Raw genomic sequence first — 24405 nt, 5'->3', positions numbered from 1 at the left:
CAGCGCGTATGTTCTCTGCGTGCTTGCAACATCGCCGACCCTTTCCGTTTGCGCCTGCGCGGCAGCCGATGCAGGGAGCGGATCGGGTGGCGTGTCTTCAGCCCGATCCGCTCGCGCACGTTGCAGGCCCATCCTGCGCAGGTCGGCAATGCGCCGCCGACGCTAGAGATCCAGCGTCAACGTCAGCCCGACCGTGCGTGGCGCGGCGATAAAGGCACTGTCGCTGCCGTCCACGCCTTCCAGGTAGCGTTTGTCGGTGAGGTTGCTGACGTTGAGCGCCAGCTGCAGGCCCTTGAGCTGCGACGACAGCTGCGACAGCTCCACCCCGAGGTTGGCATCGAAGGTGGTCACGCCATCGAGTGCGGCGCGGTTGGAGGCATCCAGGTAGCGCTTGCCAAGATAGCGTCCGGACACACCGAAGCGCCACGCCTGGCCGCGCCAGTCCGCCGACATCACCAAGGTGTTGCGCGGTTGCCCGATCACCTGCGCGCCGGGGGTGATCTCCAGCGCGGTGTCGCGTGCGGCATCGCCGCTGCCCAGGTAATCGGCCTTGTTGTAGGTGTAGGCACCGTTGATGCGCCAGCCGTTGTCCCAGCCATAGCCCAGTGCCGCTTCCACGCCACGCGCATGCACGCCGCCGAAGTTCTCGTACACGCCGTCGGTTTCGCCCAGGTAGTCGATGCCGGTGACGAAGTTGGCCGGCACATAGACGATGCGGTTGTCGAAGCGGATGTCGTACAGGGTCACGCTGCCGGTCAGCGGCCAGCGGCTGAGACGCAGGCCGAGTTCGACGTTGTCGGCGGTTTCCGGTTGCACGCGGCTCAGTGCGACCGGGTCAGTTTCGCCGAGCACGCCGGAGGGAATCGCAGCGAAGTTCTGCGAGTAACCGGCGAAGGCTTCCAGGCCCTGCACCGGGGTGGTCCAGGTCAGGCCGGCCGACAGCAGCGGGTCCGAATGCGAATCCGATTCCACATGCTGCGCATCGCCGATGCGGCGGTCGCGGGTCTGGTCGACGAAGAACTGCTTGACGCCTACGCGCCAGGCAAAGGCGCCGTAGCGCATCACGTCCTCGACGTAATACATCTGCTCGTCGGTCTGGTAGTTGTCCTTGAACTGCACCCAGTACGGCTGATGGTCGAAGCTGATGTTGGTGCCGACGTTGAGCAGGCGATGCCAGTCGCGGGTGACACTGCGGTCGTAGCGCTCCAGCCAGGCGCCGGCGCGCACGGTGTTGTCGATGGCGCCGAGATCGGCGCGCCATTCCACATCGGCCATCGCGCCGGCGCGGTGGTTGTCGTAGTGGCTGTGCCGATACGACTGCACCGGCACCGAGCCGGCCGGATAGCAGGCCGGGTTGGATTCGGCCGGCACCGCATCGCTGCCGGCGCAGCCGGCCAGCATGGTCGCGGCCGCGCCGCCGGGCGTGAGGTAATACAGCTTGCCCAGGTCGCTGCCGGCGTACACGGTGTTGCCACCACGCGCTTCGGATTCCGGCGCGCCGGCGCCATCGTTGGTGACATCCACCAGATACGGCGGAATCCAGTCGCCGCGGCCCTGCATGCGATGCGCATAGCCGGTCAGCGTGGTCTTGAAACCATTGCCGCCATCGAAGGCGCCGCGCAGGTAGCCAAAGGTATTCTTGCGCAACGCACGCGAGCCGGAGCGGTAGTTCTGGTCCAGGTACGGAATGCCGGTGAGCGTGCCGGTCAACAGATCGTGCTCGGGGTCGCGCGCGAACTGCTCGGGCGTCACGCTGGTGTATTCGGATTCGTCGGCATCGTCGTAGGACGCGTAGCCGCTGAGCGTCCACTTGTCCAACACGCTGACGAACTTGCCGGCCAGGTGATCGCGGCTGGTGTGGCCGCTGCCGTCGATCCAGTCGTCGTTGCGTGCCGACGAGCCGCTGACCCAGGCGCGCGTGTTGCCGCCGAGCAGGCCGGTGTCGTAGCGCGCGTAATACTTACGCGCCTGGTTGTCGCCGATGCCGCCGATCACGCGCACGCGCTGCTCTTCCAGCGGCTCGCCGGTGAGATAGTTCAAGGTGCCGCCCAGCGCTTCGTTGGAGCGCGAGGCGATATCGGCGGTGCCCTGGCTCACTTCCACCGTTTCCAGATCCGGCATGTCGATGAAACGGTTGGCCTTGGAGCCGCCGCCATACGCCGAGCCGCCGTTGGGCACGCCATCAATGGTGGTGCCGATCTGCTGGGTATCGCGATTGCTGACAAAGCCGCGCATGCTGATCTGCGTGCCCCAATCCGACGAGCCGAAGGCATCGGCCTCGGTGACCACCACGCCGGGCAGTTCGTTGAGCGCATCGTTGACGCTGCCGAGCACGAACTGGCGGTCCAGCATTTCCTTGCTGACATTGGTCTTGGAATACGTCATCGCCTGGCCGACCACCTGCACCTGATCCAGCGTGGACACCTGTTCGCCAGCGCTGCCCGGTTCGGCCGCAGCCGGGCCAGACGCCGCGCCATCCGGGACTTGTTGTGCGTAAGCGGGCAGGGTGAGCGGAACCAGCAACAAGGCGAGCGTGGCCGGACGGCGCACGCGCGAGGAGGACGTCGAATCCATTGCAATCCAACAAGCGGGGAGGGTCTGCAAAGACTGCCGCGCTTGCATTGCGTGATGATGACCGCGCTAAAGGTGTGGCCGGGATCACCAGATGGACTTGGGAAGTCCTAACGCCGGGACGATGGCGATTTAGCGCTGTCTGGATGTTTCCGGGCCGCGCTGGTTGCAAGACACCTGGAGTTTCGCGCCGCAGCGTTGTCTTCACTCCAAGACAAGCGGTTTCGAGTCGTCGCGTTGTTGTAGATGCACTCAAGTGCTCAGGTCAAAAGCCTGGTGAGTCGAGTGCGCGGTGCCCTCACCACTTGCGGGACACGCCGTGAATCCGTCCATGGAGGCTCCTTGGCGGCATCCATGCCGCCAAGGGTCCCGCAACCGGTAAGGACACCGCACCAGAAAGTTGGTCGGTGGCCGCGTGAAAAGCCGCTTGTCGAAACGTGTGTCGGACATCGAGCCGGCGCATCAGGATCAAACGACGCGCACCACGCACCGCTCTGACTGCTCTTAACCATGCACACCGACCATCTCGACTGGTCCTTGTCCGCCCACCGTCGCGGGACCTTACGCGGCATGGATGCCGCGTAAGAGCCTACAAGGACGTACTTGCGGCGTGTCCTGCGATGGTGGGCGGGCAAGGGCCTTGCAGCCAAGCGGCAGATAGACCGCTCCATAGCTGATCCATCCAAAAAGTCGTCAACCAGCTGCTTCGCCTCGCGGCGCCCCTCGCAATGGTGGGCGGGCAAAGGGGCCTCTGCAGCAACGCCGCATATCGCCTGATCAGCAGCGTAGCGACTGACGACAGCGAAATAGGTGTGTCAGCCGCCCCTGGCGTGCGGCGGTGCTTCGGCCTGTTGTGTTTCCGGCATCAACTCCAGCGCCGATGGCGTGGTGCGCAGCATCGGGCGGAACGAGATCGGATGGGTGCGGCGGCGCGTGAAGCGTAGCAAGCGTGTCAGCGTAAATCCGGACAGCGCCAACAGCATCACCGCGAAATACACCGGCAGTGCCGCAGGCCCGAATTTCTGCATTGCGCCACCGGCCAGGGCCGGACCGATCGCCGCGCCCACGCCATGCACCAGCAGCAGGCTGCTGCAGCCGGAGAGCAGATCTTCGCGCGGCAGGTAGTCGAGCATGTGCGCCACCGCAAACGGATACAGCGAGAACGCCAACCCGCCGTACACGAAGAACAGCACGAACAACAGTTGGGTCTGTGTTTGCACCATCGGCACCGCGGCAGCGATCGCAATGCCGGCCGCCAGCACGCTGATCGTGACCAGGCCGATGCGCCGGTCATGGCCATCGCTGATGCGCCCGATCGGCCACTGCAACACCGCGCCGCCGATGATGGCGGTGAGCATGAACATCGCCACGCCATCGGCATCCAGCCCGATACGGTTGGCGTACACCGGCAGCAATCCCCAGAACGCCCCCATCGCCAGGCCCGACAGTCCTGCGCCGATGGTCGCCACCGGCGCCAATGCGTATAGCGTTTTCAGTCGCAGGCGCGAGACGTGCGGCACCTCGGGCGGAATCAGGCGCGTGGTCATCACCGGCATCACTGCCGCACAGATCAGGATCGCCGTCAGCGTGAACATCGCCGGTGCGCCCGCATCGCCCGCAGTGAGCAGGATCTGGCCCAGCGCCAACGCCGACAGGTTGATCGCCATGTACACCGAGAACACCCGACTGCGCCGACGCGCGTCCGGCTCGGCGTTGAGCCAGCTTTCGATCACGGTGTACAGGCCGACCAGTGCCGCGCCGGTGACCAGGCGCAGCAGGCCCCAACCCCAGGCGTTCAACCAGATCGGATGCAGCAACACGGCAATCGCCGCCAGCGCCGCGTAAAAGGCGAATGCGCGGATATGCCCGATGCGCCGAATCAGCGGCGGTGCGAAAAAGGTGCCGAGAAAGAAGCCGGCGAAATACCCGGACATGATCAGGCCCAGCGCACGCGCATCGAAACCGGCCTGGCCACCGCGCACGGCAAGCAAGGTGCCGAGCAGCCCGCTGCCGGTCAGCAGCAGGGCAACGCCCAGCAATAAGGCAGTCAGCCGCAACATGGATGCGGTCCTCGTGGGGGGAGAGGCGCGTCGATCACGTGTTCGAGTGTAGCAGCCCGGGTCGTGCGGCTTGATCGAAACGACCTGGCTCTATAGCTCTCGATACCCGCTGATGCGATGTCAGGCCGATGCGAAGCGTGGGCTTCTGGCGTGCGGGATGACTGCCTCACCTACCCGCGCAGTTCGGGCAGTCGCGCCGATCTGATGACCATCCATTACGTAGATTCGCGTTCTTCGGCATACGCGCGAACACTTCTACCGTCCTGCTATCTGCCAATGAGGGCAGCGTTGGTTAGCGAGCGCACCTGGCGTGCAAGCGCGACACAACCACCATCGATCGATGTCTCATCCCCGCAACACGCTCGCGCGTGTTCAACATCGCAGACGGCCCACTGCACCTGCCTGCCCGCATCCGTCTAGAATCTGCGCCCCGCATCGTCTTCAGCTGATCCTGCCATGCCCATCTACGGTTTCCAGTGCACCACCTGCGGTCACGCCTTCGACCGCCTGCAGAAGATGGCCGACCCCGATCCGCAGACCTGTCCTGCCTGTGCGGCGGCCACGATCAAGCGCCAGATCACCGCGCCCTCGTTCCGTCTGTCCGGCAGCGGCTGGTACGAGACCGACTTCAAGTCGGCGGGCGAGAAGAAGAAGAACCTCACCGAAAGCAGCAGCGCCGGTGGCGATGCCAAGCCGGCAGCCGCCGCCGAGAGCAAGCCCGCTGCCAAGCCCGCGGCCGACCCCGCTTGAGCCGTACCAGCGCGCCGCAGCCGCTGGCAGGGCGGACGTCGCAGTCCCTGGACCCAGCCGCGCGCGGCGCGCCCATTCGCGGCCTCAACGCGCCTCGAAGCGTGCCCGGCAGCCATCGTTGACCCACACCGTCGCACGGCGCTCGTCGTACCCCCAGCTGCGGCCTTCCTCGCAACGGGTGTCGGACAGCTGGCGGGTCAGCACCGGGCGGCCATAGCGGCCATCCCAGCCGCAGGTACGCAGGCGGCGGTCGTCGCTGGCGCAGGTGATGGCGTAATCGTTGCGTGGGCGGTCGTCGCGGCCAGCGTAGCCGCCGTCACCCCGGTCCCAGCCGCCGCGTGCCTGCGCAAACTCGCCCCGGCAGCCGTCGTCCACCCAGATCCGGCCCCCGTCCTGGCGCCAGTTGCGGCCTTCCACGCAGGGCGTGTTGGACAGCTGGCGCACCAGCATCGCGCGGCGCCAGCCGGTGTCGCAGATCTTCTGCCGCTGGTCGTTGCTCTCGCAGCGCACCGTGCCGGCCACCCCGCCGCCGCCGGGGCCACTGTTGCCGCCCCAGCCGCCGCCGTTGCGGCCATCGACAAAGCGCGCGCGGCAGCCGTTGTCGACCCAGACGCGGCCGCGCTCGCTGCCCCAGTTGCGGCCTTCGATGCAGCGCGTGCCGGAGATGTTCTCGACCAGCACCGCGCGGCCGCGGAACGGCGTATCGCACTCGCGGCGACGGTTGTCGTTGCTGGAGCAGGTGATGCTGGGGCCGTTCCAGCCGCGGTCCTGCGCGGCGGCAGGCGCACTGGTCAGCAGGCCGGTCAGGGTGATCAGGCCGAAGCCGGAGAGCAGCAGGGCGGTGCGCAGCATCGTGGCGTCCTTGGTGCGGAAGGGTCTTGCGCCTATTCAGCCGGGCCCTGACTTAAGCGGCCATGAGCGCCCGCAGATTTGCTCCTGCCGCCCGCCGGCCCCAGAATATCGGGCTCTCCGGCGCTGTCCTGTGTCGGGTTTTTCAGCGGAGCTTTCGATGCGTACCCACTTCTGCGGCCTGGTCGACGAGACCTTGATCGGCCAAACCGTCACTCTCGCCGGCTGGACCGACGTGGCCCGCAACCTGGGCGGGGTGTGCTTCATCGACCTGCGCGACCACGAAGGCATCGTGCAGGTGACGGTGGAACCGGTGGCTGGCGACGACGCCAGCGCCGAACTGTTCAAGGTGGCCGCCAGCCTCGGCTACGAGGACGTGCTGCAGGTCGAAGGCGTGGTGCGTGCGCGGCACGCGGTCAACGACAAGCTGCGTACCGGCAAGGTGGAAGTGATCGCCACCCGCATCAGCATCCTCAACAAGGCCGCGCCGCTGCCGTTCCACGCGCACGAGAACCCGGGCGAGGAGACGCGCCTGAAGTACCGCTATCTGGACCTGCGCCGTCCGGAAATGCAGCGCATGCAGCGCACCCGCATCAAGCTGGTGCAGGCGCTGCGCCGGCACCTGGATGCACGCGATTTCCAGGACATCGAAACCCCGATCCTGACCAAGGCCACCCCGGAAGGCGCACGCGACTTCCTGGTGCCGGCGCGCATGCATCCGGGCGAGTTCTACGCCTTGCCGCAGAGCCCGCAGCTGTTCAAGCAGATCCTGATGGTGGCCGGCTTCGACCGCTACTACCAGATCGCGCGCTGCTTCCGCGACGAAGCGCTGCGCGCCGACCGCCAGCTGGAATTCACCCAGCTCGACATGGAATTTGCCTTCGTGCGCGAGCGCGACGTGCAAGATTTCGTCGAAGACATGATCCGCGCCATCTTCGCCGAAGTGGTGGACGTCGAACTGGCCGCGCAGTTCCCACGCATGACCTGGGCCGAGGCGATGCGTCGCTATGGCTCGGACAAGCCGGACCTGCGCATCGCGCTGGAACTGGTCGACGTGGCCGAACTGGTCAAGACCAGCGAGTTCCCGGTGTTCACCGCCGCCGCCAACGATGCCGACGGCCGCGTGGCCGCGCTGCGCATCCCCGGTGGCGCCACGCTGTCGCGCAAACAGATCGACGAATACGCCGCCCACGCCGCCAAGTACGGCGCCAAGGGCCTGGCCTACATCAAGCTGTCGGAGAGCGGCGAAGTCAGCTCGCCGATCGCCAAGTTCTTCGGCGAAGACGCCTTCGCTGCGCTGCTCAAGCACGTCGGGGCCGGCAACGGCGACATCGTGTTCTTCGGTGCCGGCGGCTACAACAAGGTGTCCGACTTCATGGGCGCGCTGCGTTTGAAGGCCGGCAAGGATTTCAACCTGATCGCCGATGGCTGGGCGCCGCTGTGGGTCACCGATTTCCCGATGTTCGAGTGGGACGAGGAGGCGCAGCGCTACGTGGCCCTGCATCACCCCTTCACCGCGCCGGCGGTGGACGACATCGCCGACCTGCGCGCCAATGCCCGCACCGCGGTGTCGCGCGGCTACGACATGGTGCTCAACGGCAACGAAATCGGCGGCGGCTCGATCCGTATCCACCGCCCGGACATGCAGAGCGCGGTGTTCGAGTTGCTCGGCATCGGCGCGGAAGAAGCGCGCGCCAAGTTCGGCTTCCTGCTGGATGCGCTCAACTACGGCGCACCGCCGCACGGCGGCATCGCCTTCGGCATCGACCGCATCGCGGCGCTGATGGCAGGCACCGACTCCATCCGCGACGTCATCCCGTTCCCCAAGACCACCGGCGCACAGGACCTGATGACCGACGCCCCGTCGCCGATCGCCGCCGATCAGCTGGCCGAAGTGCACGTGCAGGTACGCCCCAAGCAGGTCTGACCTGCCACCCACACGGCCACCCCAGCGTGGCCGTGCAACCGACACGCTGCGCCGCGCAGCGTGTCGCGTGCAGGGATGCCGCGGGCGCATCGCGCCCGGCCCAACGATTTATGCCCACACCGGCGGCGCCTGCCGCAGCCGCGACGCAGGGCCGCGCCCCTCGCTCGCCCTCAACAACGCACTGCGCGCAGTCCAAACCTGCGCCCACCCGCAAACGCGGATCGCGGACGCTCTCCCGATTCCTGATTCCCGATTCCCGATTCCCGATTCCCGATTCCCGATTCCCCGCTTGCGACCCCACCACCGCATGCGCCAAGCTGCCACGTCCACCCGGCACGAGACGCCCGCATGACCCGCATCCGCCGCGCCACACCGGACGATGCCGAAGCCTTGTCGCTGCTGGCTGCGCAGACCTTTACCGAAACCTTCGGGCATCTGTACCCGCAGGAGGATCTGCACGGCTTCCTGCAGGAGACCTATGCAGTCGAGCGCGCGCGCATCGTGCTGGCGCATCCGGACTATGCGATCTGGCTGCTGGAGATGGACAACCTGCTGGTCGGCCACGCTGCCGCCGGCCCCTGCGGGCTGCCGCATCAGGACGTGCGTCCCGGCGACGGTGAGCTCAAGCGGCTGTATCTGTTGAAGGACTACCAGAACAGCGGCTGGGGCAGCCGCCTGTTCGAGACCACGCTGGAGTGGCTGGAGCGCGACGGCCCGCGCACGCTGTGGATCGGCGTGTGGTCGGAGAATTTCGGCGCGCAGCGCTTCTACGCCCGCTACGGGTTCGAGAAGGTCGGCGAATACGATTTCCCGGTCGGCAAGATCCTCGACCGCGAATTCATCCTGCGCCGCACCCCGCGCATTGCGGCCGATTGAACGGCGCGCCGATGCCCGGCTGGCGCGGCGTGCGACCACGATTGCCGGCGCCTGGCCACGCTGAGTGCCACCGGCACCATCCCCACCTCGGTCGCCTGCAGGCCGGCGCGCGCATCGGTTGTCGGTCTGCTGGCCAGGCGCGGGTGGCGTTGATTCGCGCGCAAGCGACCTGCGGTAGATCCGCCGCACATCCGCGCTCACCTGAGGCCGGCGCCATGGCGCGGTCATGACGTCCGCGTCCGGCGCAGCCTCGTTCATCCCGGGTCACTCCCAACGCATCCTGCGTGAGCGGGCGAGCGCCGCGACCGCCGACGTGCTGCTGGTGCACGGCATCTGGAACACCGCGCACTGGCTGTTGCCGCTCGCGCGCCGGCTGCGTGCCGAGGGCCTAGCGCCGGTGCTGTTCGGCTACGCCAGTGTGCTCGGCGGACCCGAACGTGCCGTGCCACGGCTGATCGAACGCCTGCAGGCGACCGGCGCGCAGCTGCTGGTCTGCCATAGCCTGGGTGGGCTGGTCGCGCTGCAGGCGCTGCGCGCCGCGCCCGAATTGCCGGTGCGCCGCGTGGTCTGTCTGGGCTCGCCGTTGTGCGGCAGCGCCGCCGCGCGCGGCCTGGCCCGCCACGGCGGGCGCTGGGCGCTGGGGCGCAGCGCGGCCTTGCTGCAGCACGGTGTCGTGCAATGGCAGGGCGAGGCGGAGATCGGCCAGATCGCCGGCACCGTCGCGCGCGGGGTGGGGCAATGGCTGGCGCCGCTGGACGGCGGCTCGGACGGCACCGTGGCGCTGGCCGAAACCCGCCTGCCCGGGCTGCGCGACCATTGCGTGGTGCAGGCCAGCCACAGCGGCCTGTTGCGCTCGCCCGAGGCCGCGCAGCAGGTACTGCGCTTCCTGCGCCAGGGCCGGTTCCGCCACTGAACGCCGCCGCCCCGGTGCGGGCGAGCAATCAGGTAAAATCCGCGCCCTGTCATCCAAGCCAGTCTGGAACCACCCATGGGTAGAGGCCCCTCCATCGAAGGCCGCAAGAACGCCTCCGACGCCAAGCGCGGCAAGATGTTCACCAAGATCATTCGCGAGATCAGCGTCGCCGCGCGCGGCGGCGGTGGCGACCCGTCCAACAACCCGCGCCTGCGCGTGGCGGTGGACAAGGGTCTGTCGGCGAACATGTCCAAGGACGTGATCGAGCGCGCCATCAAGAAAGCCACCGGCGAGCTGGAAGGCGTGGAGTACGAGGAAGTGCGCTACGAGGGCTACGCCCCCGGCGGCGTGGCGGTGATCGTGGACTGCCTGACCGATAACCGCGTGCGCGCGGTGGCCGACGTGCGCCATGCCTTCAGCAAGTGCGGCGGCAACATGGGCACCGACGGCTCGGTGGCCTTCATGTTCAAGCGCCTGGGCGTGCTGAGCTTTGCCGCCGGCACCGACGAAGACACCCTCACCGACGCGGCGATCGAAGCTGGCGCGGACGATGTGGTGGTCTACCCGGAAGACGGCGCCATCGACGTGCTGACCGCCCCGGATGCCTTCGCCCAGGTCAAGCAGGCGCTGACCGCCGCCGGCCTGGAGCCGGCGCACGCCGAAATCACCTTCCGCGCCGAAAACGACATCGCCGTCGACGGCGACACCGCCGTGCAGGTCCGCAAGCTGCTCGACATGCTCGAAGACCTGGACGACGTCCAGGACGTCTATTCGAACGTCGATCAAGCGGCGCTTGGCGCGTAAGCGCCGGGAATTGGGAATGGAGAATCGGGAATCGAAACAGCCGCATCCTGCATTGCTCGGCAGCGTCGAGCACGCCAGGAGGCCGCGTTACCCATTCCCGATTCCCGACTCCCAATTCCCGGCCGCTCGATGACCCGCATCCTAGGCATCGATCCCGGCTCCCAGCGCACCGGGCTCGGCATCATCGACGTCGACGAGAGCGGTCGCAGCCGGCATGTCTATCATGCGCCGCTGGTGCTGCTGGGCGAGGGCGACTTCGCGCAGCGGCTCAAGCGCCTGCTGCACGGGCTGGGCGAGGTGATCGAGACCTACCGGCCGCAGGAAGTGGCGATCGAGAAGGTGTTCATGGGCAAGAGCGCCGATTCCGCGCTCAAGCTCGGCCACGCGCGCGGCGCGGCGATCTGCGCGGTGGTGCTGCGCGATCTGCCGGTGCACGAGTACGCTGCCACCGAGATCAAGCTGGCACTGGTTGGCAAGGGCGGGGCGGACAAGGTGCAGGTGCAGCACATGGTCGGCATCATGCTCAACCTGAAAGGCAAGCTGCAGGCCGACGCCGCCGACGCACTGGCGGTCGCCATCACTCACGCCCACGTGCGCGCCACCGCGCAGCGCCTGGGCGTCAATACCCAACAGGCCTGGAGCCGCAAGAAATGAGAATCGGGAATCGGGAGTCGGGAATCGGGAATTGCAAACGCAGAGTCCACAGCAGTGCGCGCTGTTGCGATTCCCCATTCCCGATTCCCCATTCCCGGCACCGCCAAGGCGGTGCCCAATGATCGGCCGCCTGCGCGGGCTGCTGGCCTACAAGCAGCCGCCGTGGCTGGTGATCGATGTCGGTGGGGTGGGGTATGAGCTGGAGGCGCCGATGAGCACCTTCTACGACCTGCCCGATGTCGGCCGGGACGTGATCCTGTTCACCCACTACGCGCAGAAGGAAGACAGCGTGTCGCTGTACGGATTCCTGCGCGAAGGCGAGCGCCGGCTGTTCCGCGACGTGCAGAAGGTCACCGGCATCGGCGCCAAGATCGCGCTGGCGGTGCTGTCCGGGGTCAGCGTGGACGAGTTCGCCCGCCTGATCACCAGCGGCGACATCACCGCGCTGACCCGCATCCCCGGCATCGGCAAGAAGACCGCCGAGCGTATGGTGGTGGAGCTGCGCGACCGCGCCGCCGACTTCAGCAGTGGCGCGCCGATCACCGGCCAGCTTGGCCCGGATGCGGTGTCCGAAGCCACGGTGGCCTTGCAGCAACTGGGTTACAAGCCGGCCGAGGCCGCACGCATGGCACGCGAGGCCGGGGCAGAGGGCGACGAAGTCGCCACGGTCATTCGCAAGGCCCTCCAGGCCGCACTGCGTTAAGGGCGCCTGGCAAAACGGCTGCGCGCCCGCCAGGCGGGCGCGGCCGGTGCTCGGAATCGGCAGGGACCACTCGTACACTGCGGCTCCCTGCGCGCCGCCCGCACCCTGCCGACCATCGATCACTACGTTTTTAGTCACTCAACGCCGCGCCGTCTTCCTCTCCTTCACGCCCCTTGGCGATACCCTGCCCACTTCATGTCCCAGACCCCCACTTCCGCAGCTGGCCACGGCCATGCGCCTGCCAATAGCCATATGGCCTTGGTCATCGGCGCCATTGGCGTCGTCTTCGGCGATATCGGTACCAGTCCGCTGTACACCCTCAAGGAGGCGTTCTCGCCGCACTACGGGCTGACCAGCGACCACGACACCGTGCTGGGCGTGCTGTCGCTGGCGTTCTGGGCGCTGATGGTCACGGTGACGCTCAAGTACGTCACCATCATCATGCGTGCCGACAACGAGGGCGAGGGCGGCATCATGGCCTTGATGGCGCTGACCCAGCGCACCCTGCGCAGCGGGTCGCGCTCGGCGTACGTGGTCGGCATCCTCGGCATCTTCGGCGCCTCGCTGTTCTTCGGCGATGGCGTGATCACCCCGGCCATCTCGGTGATGGGCGCGGTCGAGGGCCTGGAAATCGCCGCGCCCAGTCTGCATCCCTTCATCGTGCCGATCACCGTGATCGTGCTGCTGGTGGTGTTCATGGTGCAGCGCTTCGGCACCGAAAAGGTCGGCAAGGTGTTCGGCCCGATCACCTGCCTGTGGTTCCTGTCGCTGGGGGCGATCGGCGCCTGGAACATCGTCGACGCGCCGGAAGTGATGAAGGCCTTCAACCCCTGGTGGGCGATCCGCTTCTTCATGGAGCACGGCTGGCACGGGGTGTTCATTCTCGGCGCGGTGGTGCTGGCGGTGACCGGCGGCGAGGCGCTGTACGCGGACATGGGCCACTTCGGCGCCAAACCGATCCGCCATGGCTGGTATTTCTTCGTGTTGCCGATGCTGCTGCTCAACTACCTGGGGCAGGGCGCGCTGGTGCTCAATCACCCTTCCGCACTGAAGAACCCGTTCTTCGAAGCGGTGCCGGGTTGGGCGCTGTATCCGATGATCATCCTGGCCACGCTGGCGGCCGTGATCGCGTCGCAGGCGGTCATCACCGGCGCCTATTCGGTGGCTCGCCAGGCGATGCAGCTGGGCTACATTCCGCGCATGCTGATCAAGCACACCTCGCGCACCACCATCGGCCAGATCTACGTGCCCGGCATCAACTGGCTGCTGATGGTGATGGTGATCGCGCTGGTGCTGATCTTCCGCAGTTCCACCAATCTGGCGGTGGCCTACGGCATCTCGGTGTCGATGACCATGCTGATCGATACCCTGCTGCTGGCGCTGGTGGCGCGTTCGCTGTGGCCGCGCTGGCGCAACTGGGTGCTGCCGCTGTGCGTGGTGTTCTTCTTCATCGAGCTGGCCTTCGTCATCGCTAACGGCGCCAAGCTGTTGCAGGGTGCCTGGTTCCCGCTGGCGCTGGGCATCGTGGTGTTCACCCTGATGCGCACCTGGCGCCGCGGCCGCGCGCTGCTGCGCGAGGAAATCCGCAAGGACGGCATCCGCATCGACAGCTTCCTGCCGGGCCTGATGCTGGCCCCGCCGGCGCGCGTGCCGGGCATGGCGGTGTTCCTCACCGCCGACCCGATGGTGGTGCCGCATGCGCTGATGCACAACCTCAAGCACAACAAGGTGCTGCACGAGCGCAACATCTTCCTCAACGTCGACACCTTGCCGATCCCGTACGCGCCGGCGGACAAGCGGCTGCAGATCGAGTCGATCGGCGACGAGTTCTACCGCGTCTATGTGCGCTTCGGCTTCATGGAAACGCCCGACGTGCCGCTGGCGCTGATGCGTTCCTGCGACCAGGGCGGCATCCATTTCGACCCGATGGACACCACCTTCTTCGCCAGCCGCGAGACCATCGTGGCCAGCGCCAACCGCGGCATGCCGATCTGGCGCGACAAGCTGTTCGCGCTGATGCATCGCAACGCCGCCCCGGCCACCGGCTTCTTCCGCATCCCCGGCAACCGCCTGGTCGAGCTGGGCGCGCAGGTGGAGATCTGAGGCCGCGACAGCGTCGCGGCCTTGGGAATCGGGAGACGGGAATGGGGAATAGGAAAAGCAACGGCCTGCGCCGGCCCGAGACACTCGGCGGCGGCTGAAAAGGGCACCAGCGGTGCCGGTAACCGCTACTATTGTCCGCTCGATTCCCCATTCTCGATTCCCCATTCCCGGCTTTTCAATGGACCGCATCATCGCCAGCAGTGCCACCCGCGAAGACGATGCCGCCGATGCGAGCATCCGGCCCAAGCGCCTGGCCGATTATCTGGGCCAGCAGCCGGTACGCGAGCAGATGGAGATCTACATCGAAGCGGCCAAGGCGCGCGGCGAGGCGATGGACCATGTGCTGATCTTCGGGCCGCCGGGTCTGGGCAAGACCACGCTCAGTCATGTCATCGCCAACGAGCTGGGCGTGAACCTGCGCTCGACCTCCGGGCCGGTGATCGAGAAGGCCGGCGATCTGGCCGCGCTGCTGACCAACCTGCAGCCGCACGATGTGCTGTTCATCGACGAGATCCATCGCCTCTCGCCGGTGGTGGAGGAAGTGCTGTATCCGGCGATGGAAGATTTCCAGATCGACATCATGATCGGCGACGGCCCGGCCGCGCGCTCGATCAAGATCGACCTGCCGCCGTTCACCCTGATCGGTGCTACCACCCGTGCCGGCCTGCTGACCGCGCCGCTGCGCGACCGCTTCGGCATCGTGCAGCGGCTGGAGTTCTATTCGCCGCAGGAACTGACCCGCATCGTGATCCGCTCCGCGGCAATCCTGGGCATCGACTGCACGCCCGAGGGCGCGGCCGAGATCGCCCGCCGCGCGCGCGGCACCCCGCGTATCGCCAACCGGCTGCTGCGGCGGGTGCGCGACTTTGCCCAGGTCAAGGCGGCAGGGCATATCGACCTGCCGGTGGCGCAGGCGGCGATGCAGATGCTCAAGGTCGACCCGGAAGGCTTCGACGAGCTCGACCGCCGCATGCTGCGTACCATCGTCGATCATTTCGACGGCGGCCCGGTCGGGGTGGAGTCGCTGGCCGCCTCGCTGTCGGAAGAGCGCGGCACGCTGGAAGACGTGATCGAGCCCTACCTGATCCAGCAGGGTTTTTTGATCCGCACCGCGCGCGGCCGCATGGTCACCACCAAGGCCTATCTGCACCTGGGCCTGAAGCCGCCGCGCGACCGCTCACCGGGCATCGGCGAACCGGGAGACCTGTTCTGATGACGCTCCGTTTATCGCGCGCCCGGGCCGTCTCGATCAATCAGCCGTGCCCATGACCGCCGATTCCCGACTCCCGATTCCCCAATCCCCGCCTGTATTCAGTTGGCCGACACGCGTGTACTGGGAAGATACCGACGCCGGGGGCGTGGTCTACCACGCGCGCTACGTCGCTTTCATGGAACGGGCGCGCACGGAGTGGATGCGCGCACTCGGTTACGGGCAGGAGCGCATGCGCCAGCAGCACGAGCTGGTGTTCGCGGTCCGCTCGATGCAACTGGATTTCCTCAAGCCGGCCCGGCTCGACGACGCGCTGTCAGTGTCGGCGGTACTGCTGCGATGCAAACGGGCCAGCCTGCTGTTTGCGCAGTCGGTACGTCGCGAGGGCGAAGTGCTGCTGACCGCCGAGGTGCGCATTGCCGCACTCGGCACCAGCGACTTCCGCCCGCGCGGGATGGACGATGCGCTGTATGACGTGTTGAAAGCTCTAGAAACCCCAGAATCCGATTACTGAGGAACAAACGGATGTCGATTGCATTGCTCCTGGCCCTGCAGGACACGGTAGTGGAAGCACTACCGCAGGACGTTGCCGCCGCTGCGGCACAGACCGCCAGCGTGGCGCACAACAGCAGCATCAACTATGTCGATCTGATCCTGCGGGCGAGTATCCCGGTCAAGATCATCGTGTTGCTGTTGCTGATCGGCTCGTTCATCAGCTGGGTGATCATTTTCCGCAAGGCGCGCGCCTTCAAGCAGGCCAACCGCGAGGCGGACGAGTTCGAAAACCGCTTCTGGTCCGGCGCCGATCTGGCCAAGCTCTACGCGTCGGCCACCGACCGTAACCGCACCGTAGGCGGTCTGGAGTCGATGTTCGAGAGCGGCTTCCGCGAGTTCTCGCGGCTGCGCGACCGTCGCCGGCTGGACGGGCGGGTGCAACTGGAAGGCGCACAGCGCGCCATGCGCACCGCCTTCACCCGCGAAGTCGACCAGCTCGAGCGCAATCTCGAATTGCTGGCCAACATCGGTTCCACCGCGCCGTACGTCGGCCTGGTCGGCACCGTGTTCGGCATCATGGTGACCATGCACGACATGGTCAGCAGCGGCGAGCAGGCCGGTATCGCTGCGGTCGCACCGGGTATTTCCGAAGCGCTGTTCGCCACCGCCATCGGCCTGTTCGTGGCGATTCCCGCGGTGTGGGCCTACAACCGCTTCACCACCCGCGTGGAACGGCTGTCGGTGCGCTACGAGACCTTTGCCGACGAGTTCAGCTCGATTCTGCAGCGCCAGGCCGGCGCGGACGAGTAATGCGCGTGCCCTGCGACAGCCGGCAGCCAGGCGAATGCCCCGTCACGGCACGCACATCCCGGTGCGTGGACGTGGCAGGTGCGGCGTTCGCACATGCGCGTCTGACGTGGCGCAGGGATTGGACAGGCAAGCCACTCGCGACAGCTCGCACACGCATGTGCGATGGATTGGATGGGCGAGTCCCTCGCAAGAGCCCGCACATCCATGTGCGGGGGATCAATAGGAACGTTCCGCGATGATTTCCGGTATTTCCCGCCGTAAGAAGCGCAAGCTCAAATCCGACATCAACGTCGTGCCGTATATCGACGTGATGCTGGTGCTGCTGATCATCTTCATGGTGACCGCACCGCTGTTGACCCTGAGCACCGACGTCAACCTGCCCAGCTCGCGCGCCAAGGCGCTGGAGAGTAAGCAGGATCCGGTCGTGGTGGTGGTCGCCGCCGACGGCCAGCTCGCATTGCAGCTGCCCAAGGGCAAGCCGCAGGCGATGGACGTGGCGGCGCTGCAGGCGCAACTTGCCGCCATCGTCGCGCAGGACAAGGACGCGCGCGTGGTCGTGGCCGGCGATCGCGCCGCGCCGTATCAAAAGATCATGGACGCCATCGACGTGCTCAAGCAGGCCAAGGTCGAGAAGGTCGGCCTGATCTCCGACTCCGGCGGCACTGCAGGCAGCGATGCACGCTGACGCACTCCCCACTCAGACGGCGCGCGAGGATGGCTGGCTGCGGCCGGTCGTGCTGGCCCTGGTCGTGCACGTGCTGGTCGCGCTGGTGTTCATCGCCGGCTGGCTGTGGTCGCCCGAACGCTCGGTCGAGCCGGCCGCGGGCGACCCCAGCATGGAAGCCTCGCTGGACGTGTCCGCGGCCGAAGCACGCGTTGCGCGCCAGGCGCTGAAGGCCACGCCGGTGGAGGCACCGCCACCGCCGGCACCGCTGCCCGAACCGGCACCGGAAGATACCGTGCCGCCGCCGCAGCCGATTCCCGAGCCGCGTCCGCAGGATGCGCCCACGCCGCAACAGGCGCAGGCGCAGGAGCGCGTCGCGCAGCCGGACAAGGTCGACCAGGACCGCGTCGACGCGCTGGCGCTGTCGGCGGAAAAGGCCAAGCAGGAACAGGAGGCCAAGCGCCGTCAGGAGCAGATCGACCTGACCGAGCGCAAACGCCAGGAAGAGGCCGAGCAGAAACTGCGCCTGGCCAAGCAGCAGGAAGAAGCCGACGCCAAGAAGAAGCAGGCCGCGGCGCAGCAGGCTGCCGCCGATGCCGAACGCGAAAAGAAGATCGCAGACATCCGCCGCCAGCGCGAACAGGCCACCAAGGAAGCCGCGCTGGCCGAGCAGAAACTGCGCCAGGTCGCCGCCGCGCGTGCGCAGCAGGCCTCGTCGGCTGCCGCCGCCACCGCGCAGCCGACCGCAGGGCAGGGCGGTACCAACACCGATCTGTCGGCCAAGTACGCCGCGGCGATCCAGCAGAAGGTGCTGGCGCAGTGGGTGCGCCCGCCATCGGTGCCGCCAGGCCAGAAGTGCAGCATCAACATCCGCCAGTTGCCGGGTGGCACCGTGATGGAGGCCAAGGTGGCGCCGGGTTGCCCTTACGACGAGGCCGGCCAGCGCTCGATCGAAGCCGCGGTGCTGAGCGCGCAGCCATTGCCGTACCGTGGGTTCGAGTCGGTGTTCCAGCGCAACCTGACGTTTGTGTTCACCCCGCAGGACTAGTAAGCCCCAGATCGGGCGCGCGGCCGCATGATCTGCGCTGCGCCTCGGTCCGGATGTAGATTTGCGGGGTGTGGCCCGGCTGCCTGACGTAGTTCTGCCGGGTAGGTGGTGCTTCACCACCGCACGCCTGCTCGCCGGTTTGGCCGATGGAACGCCCGATGGTTGACCACTCGCTCCACTTTCACGCTGTCTCGTTCACGATTGCGAGTATGTTCACTCGCTGATTGGTATCCCTTGCACACTTTTCCTGCCCGATCCGAGCCGTCCATGAAAAAACCGCTGCGTTGGCTAGCTGCCTTGACCGCCCTGTTGTTGCCGCTGAGCGCACTCGCGCAACAGCAAGGGCTCACCATCGATATCGTCGGCGGTAGCGCTTCGGCGACGCCGATCACCGTCGTGCCCATGCCCTACCAGGGCTCCGGCACTGCGCCGCAGACCGATGTGTCTGCCGTCGTCGGCGCCGACCTGGACCGTTCCGGCCAGTTCCGCACGCTGCCGATTGCGCAGATCGTCGAGAAGCCGACCCGCGGAACCGAGGTGCAGTTCCAGACCTGGCGTACGCTCAAGCAGAACTACATCGTGGTCGGCCGCGTGATGGATGCCGGCGAAGGCGCCTACCGCGTCGAGTACGAACTGTTCGACGTGGCCAAGGGCGAGCGCCTGCTCGGCCTGGCGATGACCGCACGTGCCAATGCGATGCGCGATGTCTCGCACCAGATGGCCGACGCGATCTACGAGAAGATCACCGGCGTGCGTGGCGCGTTCTGGACCCGGATTGCCTATGTCACCGCCAGCGGCAAGGGCGGCGCGATGCGCTATGCGCTGATGGTGGCCGACTCGGACGGCTATAACCCGCAGACCATCGTGCGCTCGGCCGAGCCGCTGCTGTCGCCGAACTGGAGCCCGGACGGCAAGAAGCTGGCCTATGTGAGCTTCGAGCGCGGCAATTCCTCGATCTACCTGCAGGACATCGCCACCGGCGCGCGTGAGCTGGTGTCCAGCTTCCGCGGCATCAACGGTGCGCCGTCGTTCTCGCCGGACGGTCGCCGCTTGGCGCTGGCACTGTCGCGCAGCGGCAACCCGGAAATTTACGTCATGGATCTGGGCAGCAAACAGTTGACTCAGCTGACCAATCACTTCGGCATCGACACCGAGCCGACCTGGGCGCCGGACGGCGGCAGCATCTACTTCACCTCCGACCGCGGCGGTCGTCCGCAGATCTACCAGGTGGCCGCAAGCGGCGGCAGCGCCAACCGCGTGACCTTCCAGGGCAACTACAACGCCACCGCCAGCGTCTCGTTCGACGGCAAGAAGGTCGCCGTGGCACAGGGCAGCGGCAATAGCTACCGCATCGCCATGATGGACCGCAGCCTGGGTTCGCCAAGCTGGAGCACGCTCTCGCCGGGTTCGCTGGACGAGTCGCCGAGCTTCGCGCCGAATGCCAGCATGGTGCTGTACGCCGCGCGTGAGGGTGGTCGCGGCGTGCTCTACGCGGTCTCCTCCGACGCTCGCGTCCGCCAGCGTCTGGTCTTGGCCGATGGAGATGTGAGAGAACCTGCATGGGGGCCTTACCGAACCGCGCATTAATGTTAATATTTCGCTGCGTTAAACCACTCATTGGCTCAGAGCCTCCATAGGTATCCCATGAACAAGTCCACCCGCGTCTTGCTTGTCTCCCTGTTGTCCGTCGCCGTGCTGGCCGGTTGTTCGAAGAAGGTGAAGGAAACTCCGCCTCCTGCGACTGACACCACCGCTGGTTCCTCCGTTCCCACCGGCCCGTCCACCTCTGGCCTGTACGGCCCGGGCGACCTGGATACCGATGCCTGCCTGCGCCAGCGCGTTGTCTACTTCGATCTGGATCAGGACTCCCTGAAGCCGGAATTCCAGGCCATCATGGCGTGCCACGCCAAGTACCTGCGTGACCGTCCTTCCTCGCGCATCACCCTGCAGGGCAATGCCGACGAGCGCGGTTCGCGTGAGTACAACATGGGTCTGGGCGAGCGTCGCGGCAATGCCGTGTCGTCCTCGTTGCAGGCTGCCGGCGGTTCCGCCAGCCAGCTGACCGTCGTCAGCTACGGCGAAGAGCGTCCGGTCTGCACCGAAACCAGCGAAAGCTGCTGGTCGCAGAACCGTCGCGTCGAAATCGTGTACACGGCTCAGTAAGAAGCGATGCGCTTTCGAGTGACATCCCTGTTCGTCGCGGCGGCCCTTGTGGTCGCCGCGCCGGCACACGCGCAGCGAGCCAGTCTCGCTGATCGTGTTGCCGTTCTCGAGCAGCAGCAGGCCAACAGCCAGGCCAACAACGATCTCCTCAATCAGCTGCAGCAGGCGCGTTCGGACCTGCAGGGCTTGCGAGCGACCGTGGAGCAGCTGCAGCACGACAACGAACAACTCAAGCAGCAGTCCAAGGATCAGTATCTGGACCTGGACGGACGCCTGAATCGTCTGGAAGGTGCAGGTGGCGCAACCCCGCCATTGCCATCTCCCACCGGCAGCGTCACACCCGCCCCGGCTCCGGCCGCGCGGCCTGCAGCGGCGGCAACTTCCGAGAAGCCGCCCAGCGTGCATGGCGACCCAGGCACCCTGGCCGTCAGCAACGAGGAACGCACTGCCTACAACGTCGCCTTCGATGCATTGAAGAACGGCAAGTACGACGATGCCTCGCAGTTGTTCCTGAGTTTTCTGGAGCTGTATCCCAACGGCGTCTACACCCCCAATGCCTTGTATTGGCTGGGTGAGAGTTACTACGCCACCCGAAATTTCCAGCTGGCCGAGGCGCAGTTTCGCGATCTCGTCAGCCGCTACCCCACGCATGACAAGGCCTCTGGCGGCCTGTTGAAGCTTGGCCTGTCGCAGTATGGCGAAGGCAAGAACGACCAGGCCCAGCAGACCTTGCAGCAGGTCGCATCGCAGTATCCCGGCTCCGACGCAGCGCGCGTGGCCCAGGAACGTCTGCAGTCCATCCGTCTCGGCCAGCAACTGCGCTGAGCCCGCGCGTGCGCGCCTTCGGGCGTGACGCATACTTTGCCAATGAACGCCGCCGCCGTCGTCCCCAGCGAGATCGTCCAGTCGCCGTTGCCGCGATTGAAGATCACCGAAATCTTTCTGTCCCTGCAGGGCGAAGCCGAGGCCGCCGGCTGGCCGACCGTGTTCGTGCGTCTGACCGGTTGCCCGCTACGCTGCCACTACTGCGACACCGCCTACGCCTTCCACGGCGGTGAATGGCATGACATCGATGCGATTGTCGCCGAGGTGGCCAGCCACGGCGTGCGCCATGTCTGCGTGACCGGCGGCGAGCCGTTGGCGCAGAAGCGCTGCCTGGTGCTGCTGCAGAAGCTGTGCGATGCCGGCTTCGATGTTTCGCTGGAGACGTCCGGTGCATTGGACGTGTCGGCCGTGGATCCGCGCGTCTCGCGGGTGGTCGACATCAAGACGCCCGCCTCCGGCGAGGAACAGCGCAATCGCTGGGAGAATCTGCCGCTGCTGACCGCACGCGACCAGATCAAGTTCGTGATCTGCAGCCGCGCCGATTACGAATGGTCGCGCGAGATTGTCGCCGCGCATGCGCTGGACCGCCGCTGCACGGTGTGGTTTTCGCCCAGCAAGAGCGAAGTGACGCCGCGGGAGCTGGCCGACTGGATCGTGGCCGATCGTCTGCCGGTGCGCTTCCAGATGCAGCTGCACAAGCTGCTGTGGAACGATGAGCCGGGGCGCTAAGCCCGAGCGCTAAGCCCGGGCGATAGAGCGACCGCGCTCACCCAAGAAAGGCAGGCGCAGCCGGTTGCCCGCAATCGGCGTGTCACGCATCGACTGCGGTTGCTGGCATGCCGTTTGTACCCGCCTGACGACAACCCGCAACGCTCAGTTGCTCGCACTGATCCCCGGTGCAAGGCGCTGCCTGCCAGGACACGGCCGTCTGCGTTTACGCGGCGATCCTGTTCAATTCTTCGACGGCATCGGCCGGCAGTTTCAGTTCCGCCGCGAACAGATTGGCGCGCAGATGCGCCACCGACGAGGTCCCCGGAATCAGCAAGATGTTGGGCGAGCGCTGCAGCAGCCACGCCAGTGCCACCTGCATCGGGGTTGCGGCCAGGCGCTGGGCAACAGCGGCAAGCGTGGACGATTGCAATGGCGAAAAGCCGCCAAGGGGGAAGAACGGTACGTAGGCGATGCCGTCGCGCGCGAGCGTGTCGATGATTTCGTCGTCATGTCGATGCGCGATGTTGTACATGTTCTGCACGCAGACGATGTCGGTCATGGCGCGTGCCTCGGCCACCTGCGCTGCGGTGACGTTGCTGATGCCGATGTGCCGCACCAGGCCATCGCGCTGCAGCTTGATCAAGGCTTCCAGTTGCTCGGCGATCGAGCCTTCCGCTGGCTCCTGCGTCTTAAACATCACGCGCAGGTTGACCACATCCAGCGTTTCAAGCCCGAGATTGCGCAGATTGTCGTGCACCGCCTCGACCAGCTGCTGCGGCGAGAAGGCAGGTAGCCAGGAACCATCCGTGCCGCGCGCGGCGCCGATCTTGGTGACGATGGTCAATTCCTGCGGGTAGGGATGCAGTGCCTCGCGGATCAGCTGATTGGTGATGTGCGGCCCGTAGAAATCGCTGGTGTCGATATGGTTGACGCCCAGCGCGATGGCTTCGCGCAGCACCGCCAACGCACCGTCGCGGTCCTTGGGCGGGCCGAACACGCCAGGCCCCGCGAGCTGCATTGCGCCGTAGCCGATGCGGGTGAGCTTGCGGTCTCCAAGCAGAAACGTTCCGGCTTTTTCGATGTTGGTCATGGCGTGGCGCTCGCGTGTCGTTGAGCCAACAACGATAGGAAACGTGGCGCGGCATGTGAATTCGCATTTGCCGCGGCGCCAGTCCACTCCCGCCAGGGCTTGTGGCATATGGGCGCAGCCGCAGCGCCCCGGGCCGATCGTCCGACGGGATGTGCTGGAGTTTCAGGTTTTGCTGGCTACGCGGGCAGTGCTTTCGCCGCGTTTCTTCGCAACCGTCGTCGCCGCGCGGTGCGTTTTGCGTTGACAGGCGCCGAGCGTCGGCGCGAGTATTCCAACATCGCCGCACAATCGGCGACCGGGATTGGTCTCCCGATTACTCAGGCGCACCAGCGCCCATCGATCGATGCAAGGCGCTTTTTTGTTGCCCGGCATCGAGCGGGGTGCGTGCTTGCCATGTTTATGGCGGGCGGTACGCGGGGGGCTTCGGCCCCGCCGGTCCCTGAGTCCGGTAGACCAACCCGTGCCGTCCGCCACCCCGCTTGGTCTCGGGTTGGCGGACTCCAATCTACTCAGGAGTTCTGCATGTACTACGACACCCAAGGAGTATCCGCGTCTGCGGCAGGCCGATTCGGCCGCCATTTCAATTTGACCGCCAGCGCTCTCGAATGGAACCGTGCCGCTTCGCTCAACATGAGGCCGAGCCTCGCAGGCACGAGCAAAGCCATCCACACCGCTGCGTCTGCCTGTTTTCCTCTCGTTGCAGTGATCGTTTGCCCCTCTTTGGAGCCGCAGCGATGAGCATGGGCAAACAGTTCCGCGTCTGCACGGGCGTCGTCCTCAACGTCGAGATGATGCAGGGCTATGTGCTGGCCATGCTGCATTCCGACGCGCAGCCCGATGCCTCGCCCGTCCTGATCGCCTGCGAAGCCACCGGCTTTGACGAGATCCTGCCGGGCGGCGATGCGCAGAGCGTCGTACTGGGCCGCCTGCATGTCTGCATGCGCGTGGATGCTGCAGTGGACGTCCTCGGCTGGCTGCGCAAGCAGGCACGCGCCGCTGGAGCTGCGCGACGAACGCGGCGCGTGCAATCGCGCATCTGGAAGACGGGAGCCACATGATTGGCGAGGGCGCCACGGCCGCCTGCGCCGGGCCCGCGACCTGCAAGATGACACGCGCGATCGGCAAGAAAGGAGCCGGCGTTGACGGCGGCGCGCCAGATGGTGGATGCCATCCGACTTC

Annotated in this window: 22 protein-coding genes and 1 other RNA gene; 19 read left to right on the top strand and 4 right to left on the bottom strand. The window is 66.5% G+C overall.

Annotated features, from left to right (window positions below):
* Window positions 1-162: 162 nt before the first annotated feature.
* Both ABQY64_RS15500 and ABQY64_RS15495 read right to left on the bottom strand, forming a co-directional pair.
* Window positions 163-2574 carry a TonB-dependent receptor domain-containing protein gene (locus tag ABQY64_RS15500; RefSeq protein WP_226427315.1) on the bottom strand — a complete coding sequence of 804 codons (2412 nt, stop codon included), beginning with the start codon at window positions 2572-2574 and terminating at the stop codon, window positions 163-165.
* 812 nt (window positions 2575-3386) lie between these two features.
* Entirely contained in the window at window positions 3387-4631 is a 1245-nt protein-coding gene (locus ABQY64_RS15495; RefSeq protein WP_349779907.1) for an MFS transporter, read from the bottom strand.
* Window positions 4632-5087: 456 nt separating this feature from the next.
* Between ABQY64_RS15495 and ABQY64_RS15490 the strand changes: the two genes are divergently transcribed.
* A complete protein-coding gene (locus ABQY64_RS15490) occupies window positions 5088-5381 on the top strand; it encodes an FmdB family zinc ribbon protein (RefSeq protein ID WP_016904137.1) in 294 nt (97 codons plus the stop codon).
* An 84-nt stretch (window positions 5382-5465) separates the two neighbouring features.
* On the opposite strand, the gene ABQY64_RS15485 is transcribed toward ABQY64_RS15490, so the two are convergent.
* On the bottom strand, window positions 5466-6233 hold the full coding sequence (locus ABQY64_RS15485) for a DUF3011 domain-containing protein (protein WP_349779906.1): 768 nt from the start codon (window positions 6231-6233) through the stop codon (window positions 5466-5468).
* A gap of 157 nt (window positions 6234-6390) precedes the next feature.
* On the opposite strand from ABQY64_RS15485, the gene aspS reads away from it, so the two are divergent.
* From aspS to queE, 17 genes are all read left to right on the top strand, one after another.
* Window positions 6391-8157: an aspartate--tRNA ligase gene (gene aspS / locus ABQY64_RS15480; protein ID WP_349779905.1), complete on the top strand. Its 1767-nt coding sequence runs from the start codon at window positions 6391-6393 to the stop codon at window positions 8155-8157.
* Between the two features lie 348 nt (window positions 8158-8505).
* On the top strand, window positions 8506-9033 hold the full coding sequence (locus ABQY64_RS15475) for a GNAT family N-acetyltransferase (protein WP_039519508.1): 528 nt from the start codon (window positions 8506-8508) through the stop codon (window positions 9031-9033).
* A gap of 226 nt (window positions 9034-9259) precedes the next feature.
* Window positions 9260-9946, top strand: a complete 687-nt coding sequence (locus ABQY64_RS15470) for an alpha/beta hydrolase (protein WP_349779904.1) — start codon at window positions 9260-9262, stop codon at window positions 9944-9946.
* A 75-nt stretch (window positions 9947-10021) separates the two neighbouring features.
* Window positions 10022-10750, top strand: coding sequence for a YebC/PmpR family DNA-binding transcriptional regulator (locus ABQY64_RS15465; RefSeq protein ID WP_024940614.1), 729 nt, complete (start codon window positions 10022-10024; stop codon window positions 10748-10750).
* 129 nt (window positions 10751-10879) lie between these two features.
* Window positions 10880-11404, top strand: a complete 525-nt coding sequence (ruvC, locus tag ABQY64_RS15460; protein WP_016904120.1) for a crossover junction endodeoxyribonuclease RuvC — start codon at window positions 10880-10882, stop codon at window positions 11402-11404.
* A 118-nt stretch (window positions 11405-11522) separates the two neighbouring features.
* A complete protein-coding gene (gene ruvA, locus ABQY64_RS15455; protein ID WP_016904121.1) occupies window positions 11523-12107 on the top strand; it encodes a Holliday junction branch migration protein RuvA in 585 nt (194 codons plus the stop codon).
* Window positions 12108-12168: 61 nt separating this feature from the next.
* Window positions 12169-12243: non-coding RNA, sX9 sRNA (locus ABQY64_RS15450), on the top strand.
* Between the two features lie 59 nt (window positions 12244-12302).
* Window positions 12303-14210: a potassium transporter Kup gene (locus ABQY64_RS15445; RefSeq protein ID WP_026064726.1), complete on the top strand. Its 1908-nt coding sequence runs from the start codon at window positions 12303-12305 to the stop codon at window positions 14208-14210.
* A 178-nt stretch (window positions 14211-14388) separates the two neighbouring features.
* Entirely contained in the window at window positions 14389-15423 is a 1035-nt protein-coding gene (ruvB, locus tag ABQY64_RS15440; protein ID WP_047129158.1) for a Holliday junction branch migration DNA helicase RuvB, read from the top strand.
* Between the two features lie 52 nt (window positions 15424-15475).
* Entirely contained in the window at window positions 15476-15934 is a 459-nt protein-coding gene (gene ybgC / locus ABQY64_RS15435; protein ID WP_039519514.1) for a tol-pal system-associated acyl-CoA thioesterase, read from the top strand.
* 11 nt (window positions 15935-15945) lie between these two features.
* The gene (gene tolQ, locus ABQY64_RS15430; protein WP_016904125.1) at window positions 15946-16725 is read left to right on the top strand and encodes a protein TolQ; all 780 of its coding nucleotides are present in this window, start codon (window positions 15946-15948) and stop codon (window positions 16723-16725) included.
* Window positions 16726-16960: 235 nt separating this feature from the next.
* Window positions 16961-17410: a protein TolR gene (tolR, locus tag ABQY64_RS15425; RefSeq protein ID WP_016904126.1), complete on the top strand. Its 450-nt coding sequence runs from the start codon at window positions 16961-16963 to the stop codon at window positions 17408-17410.
* On the top strand, window positions 17400-18437 hold the full coding sequence (gene tolA / locus ABQY64_RS15420; RefSeq protein ID WP_024939949.1) for a cell envelope integrity protein TolA: 1038 nt from the start codon (window positions 17400-17402) through the stop codon (window positions 18435-18437). Before tolR ends, tolA begins: the two co-directional genes overlap by 11 nt.
* Window positions 18438-18704: 267 nt before the next feature.
* Window positions 18705-20024, top strand: coding sequence for a Tol-Pal system beta propeller repeat protein TolB (gene tolB, locus ABQY64_RS15415; protein WP_349779903.1), 1320 nt, complete (start codon window positions 18705-18707; stop codon window positions 20022-20024).
* 57 nt (window positions 20025-20081) lie between these two features.
* The gene (pal, locus tag ABQY64_RS15410; protein ID WP_016904129.1) at window positions 20082-20600 is read left to right on the top strand and encodes a peptidoglycan-associated lipoprotein Pal; all 519 of its coding nucleotides are present in this window, start codon (window positions 20082-20084) and stop codon (window positions 20598-20600) included.
* A 6-nt stretch (window positions 20601-20606) separates the two neighbouring features.
* Window positions 20607-21425 (top strand): tol-pal system protein YbgF, encoded by an 819-nt coding sequence (gene ybgF, locus ABQY64_RS15405; protein ID WP_024939947.1) that lies wholly within the window; start codon window positions 20607-20609, stop codon window positions 21423-21425.
* Between the two features lie 42 nt (window positions 21426-21467).
* On the top strand, window positions 21468-22154 hold the full coding sequence (gene queE, locus ABQY64_RS15400; protein ID WP_349779902.1) for a 7-carboxy-7-deazaguanine synthase QueE: 687 nt from the start codon (window positions 21468-21470) through the stop codon (window positions 22152-22154).
* A gap of 205 nt (window positions 22155-22359) precedes the next feature.
* On the opposite strand, the gene ABQY64_RS15395 is transcribed toward queE, so the two are convergent.
* A complete protein-coding gene (locus tag ABQY64_RS15395) occupies window positions 22360-23226 on the bottom strand; it encodes an aldo/keto reductase family oxidoreductase (RefSeq protein ID WP_349779901.1) in 867 nt (288 codons plus the stop codon).
* Window positions 23227-23831: 605 nt separating this feature from the next.
* On the opposite strand from ABQY64_RS15395, the gene ABQY64_RS15390 reads away from it, so the two are divergent.
* Window positions 23832-24284, top strand: a complete 453-nt coding sequence (locus ABQY64_RS15390; RefSeq protein WP_374151303.1) for a hypothetical protein — start codon at window positions 23832-23834, stop codon at window positions 24282-24284.
* Window positions 24285-24405: the final 121 nt, after the last annotated feature.

The sequence above is a fragment of the Xanthomonas sp. WHRI 7065 genome (assembly GCF_040203115.2).
Classification (GTDB): domain Bacteria; phylum Pseudomonadota; class Gammaproteobacteria; order Xanthomonadales; family Xanthomonadaceae; genus Xanthomonas; species Xanthomonas arboricola.
The sequence above is the reverse complement of the archived record's forward strand: the minus strand, read 5'-3'. Positions and strand labels throughout refer to the sequence as shown.